Genomic DNA, 4,014 nt, shown 5'->3' with positions numbered 1-4,014 from the left:
CCGCAGCTCCTCGGCCGCCTTGACCGCGTCGCCGACGGTGGCCAGCGGGCGGCCCACGGCCTGGGCCAGCTCCTCGGCGTTCGGCTTGACGACGTCGGGGCGCTCGCGCAGGGCCGCCGTGAGCGAGGGGCCGGAGGTGTCCAGGGCGATCCGGGCGCCCGCGCGGTGGGCCCGCGCCACAAGCTCGGCGTACCACTCGGGGGCGAGCCCGCGGGGCAGGCTGCCGCAGCAGGCGATCCAGTCGGCGTCGGCGGACTGCGTCCGTACGGCCTCCAGCAGTGCCTCCGCCTCGGCGGTGGTCAGCTCGGGCCCGGCCGCGTTGATCTTGGTGAGGGTGCCGTCGGGCTCGGCCACGGAGATATTGACCCGGGTGGAGCCCTGCACGGGGACGCCCGCGGCCTCGATCCCCAGCCCGCCGAGCAGCCGCGCCAGCAGCGCGCCCTCCGGCCCGCCCAGCGGCAGCACAGCGACCGTGCGGTGCCCGGCCACGGCCACGGCCCGCGAGACATTGACGCCCTTGCCGCCGGGGTCGACCCGGTCGGCCGCGGCGCGCAGTACGGCGCCGCGCTCCAGCGCCGGAATCTCGTAGGTGCGGTCCAGGCTGGGATTGGGGGTGACGGTGAGGATCATACGCGCGCTACTTCCGTGCCCTGCCGCTCGATGGCGAGGGCGTCCTGCGGGCTGAGCCCGGTGTCGGTGATGAGCAGATCGACATGGCCGAGATCGCCGAACCTGGCGAAGTGCTCCTGGCCGAACTTGGACGAGTCGGCGAGGAGGACGACCCGGCGGGCGGCGGCGACCATGGCGCGCTTGACGGCGGCCTCCGCGAGATCGGGGGTGGTCAGGCCGCCTTCGAGCGAGAAGCCGTTGGTGGCGAGGAAGACGACATCGGCCTTGATCTCGCCGTAGCCGCGCAGCGCCCATGCGTCCACCGCGGCGCGCGTGCGGTGGCGGACCCGGCCGCCGACGAGGTGGAGGGCGATACCGGGGTGGTCGGCGAGCCGGGCGGCGATCGGCAGCGCGTGGGTGACGACCGTGAGGTCGGACTCCAGCGGGACCGCGGCGGCGAGCCGGGCCGAAGTCGAGCCCGCGTCGATGATCACGCTGCCGTCGGCGGGCAGTTCGGCGACGGCGGCGCGGGCGATGCGGTCCTTCTCGTCGGCGGCGGTGCTCTCGCGCTCGGCGAGGTCGGGTTCGAAGTCGAGACGGCCGGCCGGGATGGCACCCCCGTGCACGCGGCGGACCAGGCCCGCCCTGTCGAGCGCCCGCAGGTCGCGCCGCACCGTCTCGGCGGTGACCTGGAACTCCTCGGCGAGGGACAGCACATCCACCCGGCCGCTCTCGCGGGCCAGCCGGAGGATCTCCTGCTGCCGCTCCGGTGCGTACATGTGGGTTTACGTCCTTTCCATGCCCGAACCTGTGATTTCGCGGCCAGATTACGTCCCTAAAGCCGGGAAGTAAACAGACTCGGGCAGGAAACAATCCCGTACGGACATCTCCGGACCAAAGCCGGACGTGATCGGGCATACGTGGCGCGCCAACGCGACGTCCGAATGCCGCCGGAATCCCCGCTCCCGCCCCACGAGGATCGAGCCATGTCCTCCAGGACGGCTCAATCCACAACAAAGCAACTGAAGACGGGACGAGGGACACACATGGCACTCGACGGCAAGGCGGCACTGGTCACAGGCGGCAGCCGGGGCATCGGCGAAGCGGTGGCGCTCCGGCTCGCCGAAGACGGCGCCGACGTCGCGCTGACCTACCAGAGCAACGAGGAGCGGGCGGCGGCCGTCGTCGACCGGATCAAGGCCCTGGGCCGCCGGGCCCTGGCCGTTCAGGCCGACAGCGCGGACCCGCGCGCGGTACGCGAGGCCGTGGCCGCGGCGGCCGCGGAGTTCGGGCGGCTCGACATCCTGGTCAACAACGCGGGCGCCGGTGTGCTCGGCCCGTTCGGCGACCTGACGCTGGAGGACGTGGACCGCGTCCTCGCCGTCAATGTCCGCGCGCCCTTCCTCGCGGCTCAGGCCGCCGCCCACCATCTGACCGACGGCGGGCGCATCATCAACATCGGCAGCTGTATGGCCGAGCGCGTCGCCTTCCCCGGCGGCTCGCTGTACGCGATGAGCAAGACGGCCCTCACCGGCCTGACCAAGGCGCTGACCCGCGAGCTCGGCCCGCGCGGCATCAACGTCAACCTCATCCACCCCGGCCCCATCGACACCGATATGAACCCCGCCGACGGGGAGAGCGCCGCCATGCAGAGCGGCCTCACCGCACTCGGCCGCTACGGACAGCCGTCGGAGATCGCCGCGACCGTCTCCCACCTCGCCGGGGACGACGGCCGGTACATCACCGGGGCGTCAATCGCCGTGGACGGCGGCTTCGCCGTCTGAGCAGCCCAGGGTTGAGCCCCGGCGCCTGGGGGGGGAAGAGGCGCCGGGGCTCGGTCATGGGCAGCCACTGCGGACAGAGACCGGAGAGGCGGACAGAGACCAGAGTTGCGGACAGAGACCAGAGTTAGGGAAAGACGGGGAAAGGGATACGGGGGACGGTGGCTCAGGCAGCTTCGTCGAAGCCGGTCTGGCGCGCCATCTTCTTCAGCTCAAGCAGCGCGTGCTTCTCGATCTGGCGGATCCGCTCGCGCGTGAGGCCATGCTGCTTGCCGACCTCGGTGAGCGTGCGCTCCCGCCCGTCGTCGATGCCGTACCGGGCCTTGATGATGGACGCCGTGCGGTCGTCGAGCCGGCCGATCAGATCCTCCAGCTCCTCGCTGCGCAGCAGCGTCATCACCGACTGCTCGGGCGAGACGGCCGAGGTGTCCTCCAGCAGATCGCCGAACTGGGTCTCGCCCTCGTCGTCCACCGACATGTTCAGACTGACGGGGTCGCGGGCCCAGTCGAGCACATCCGAAACCCGCTCGGTCGTGGAGCCCAGCTCCGCCGCGATCTCCGAGTGCTCCGGCTCACGGCCGTGCTCACGGTTGAACTCGCGCTGCACCCGCCGGATCCGGCCGAGCTCTTCGACCAGGTGGACGGGCAGCCGGATGGTGCGGGACTGGTCGGCGATCGAGCGTGTGATGGCCTGGCGGATCCACCACGTGGCATACGTCGAGAACTTGAAGCCCTTCGTGTAGTCGAACTTCTCCACCGCGCGGACCAGGCCCGCGTTTCCCTCCTGGATCAGGTCGAGAAGCGGCAGCCCACTGCGCGGGTACCGGCGCGCGACGGCCACGACCAGGCGCAGGTTGGAACGGATGAAGACGTCCTTGGCGCGGGCGCCCTCGGCGGCTATGGCCTCCAGCTCCCCGCGGCTCGCACCGGCCGCCGGGGCGTCCTCGATCTCACCGTCCAGGATCTGCTGGGCATAGACACCCGCTTCGATTGCCTGAGACAGCTCGACCTCCTTGGCCGCGTCGAGCAGCGGGGTGCGAGCGATCTCGTCGAGATACATGCCGACCAGGTCGCGATCGGCGATCTCCCCGCCTGTGGCGCGAACACTGTTGGCCCCATCAGCGCCACTGCTCGTGGCCTGATTGCGGGCGACGGCACGGGTTGCCATGCGTGCTCCCTTACAGATGGATCGGGCGCGGACTATGGACGGTGTTCCTGCCGGGTGCCCCGTCCGATGGAAACAACGACTGGAATCCGGACAGAATTCCCATGGCGCGCACACGTTTTCGCGATCATGCAGTACCCTGTCCCGACACACGGTGCCGATTTGCCCTTATAACACCCGGAAGTGCAGGTCAGGGCGGGTGTCAAGGGCGGCCCTCAGGCCCCTGCTGCCCCCTTTGGAGCCATTGAAGCCTTGGGATCCTGGGGACCACCCGCTCCGAGCCACGGCCATCACCCCCGTTTCCGACCGTTCACCGTCGGGCTGCGGCGCCCGCGGTTGCTCTCATCCCCGAAGACGTCCGCGACCGGATTCTGGTTGCGTGATCACCCCGCCGACGCGACACCCGCGCCGCACCGGCACCCGGCCGAGTTGCCCGGCCCGTCGCCCGGGTGTGCGCTG

At 70.9% G+C, this 4,014-nt stretch carries 4 protein-coding genes; 1 reads left to right on the top strand and 3 read right to left on the bottom strand.

All coding sequences use genetic code 11. From position 1 onward, the window contains the following. Both CCN51_RS01210 and CCN51_RS01205 read right to left on the bottom strand, forming a co-directional pair. Positions 1-630: 1-phosphofructokinase family hexose kinase (locus CCN51_RS01210; protein WP_086859177.1), on the bottom strand; the 630-nt coding region annotated here is incomplete at its 3' end. After that, positions 627-1,388 (bottom strand): DeoR/GlpR family DNA-binding transcription regulator, encoded by a 762-nt coding sequence (locus tag CCN51_RS01205; RefSeq protein WP_014179044.1) that lies wholly within the window; start codon positions 1,386-1,388, stop codon positions 627-629. The genes CCN51_RS01210 and CCN51_RS01205, both read right to left, overlap by 4 nt. Before the next feature lie 267 nt (positions 1,389-1,655). On the opposite strand from CCN51_RS01205, the gene CCN51_RS01200 reads away from it, so the two are divergent. Beyond that, positions 1,656-2,393 (top strand): 3-oxoacyl-ACP reductase family protein, encoded by a 738-nt coding sequence (locus tag CCN51_RS01200; protein WP_014179043.1) that lies wholly within the window; start codon positions 1,656-1,658, stop codon positions 2,391-2,393. Positions 2,394-2,556: 163 nt separating this feature from the next. On the opposite strand, the gene CCN51_RS01195 is transcribed toward CCN51_RS01200, so the two are convergent. Next, on the bottom strand, positions 2,557-3,558 hold the full coding sequence (locus CCN51_RS01195; RefSeq protein ID WP_014179042.1) for a sigma-70 family RNA polymerase sigma factor: 1,002 nt from the start codon (positions 3,556-3,558) through the stop codon (positions 2,557-2,559). Positions 3,559-4,014 lie beyond the last annotated feature (456 nt).

This window comes from Streptomyces milbemycinicus (assembly GCF_002154605.1).
GTDB lineage: Bacteria > Actinomycetota > Actinomycetes > Streptomycetales > Streptomycetaceae > Streptomyces > Streptomyces milbemycinicus.
Note: the sequence above shows the minus strand (reverse complement) of the source record. Positions and strands in the feature narration are given on the sequence as shown.

Bases quoted from the DNA above. Each gene is read 5' to 3' on its own strand.
- CCN51_RS01200 (WP_014179043.1), top strand. From the start codon at position 1,656: ATGGCACTCGACGGCAAGGCGGCACTGGTCACAGGCGGCAGCCGGGGC.
- CCN51_RS01195 (WP_014179042.1), bottom strand. From the start codon at position 3,558: ATGGCAACCCGTGCCGTCGCCCGCAATCAGGCCACGAGCAGTGGCGCT.
- CCN51_RS01205 (WP_014179044.1), bottom strand. From the start codon at position 1,388: ATGTACGCACCGGAGCGGCAGCAGGAGATCCTCCGGCTGGCCCGCGAG.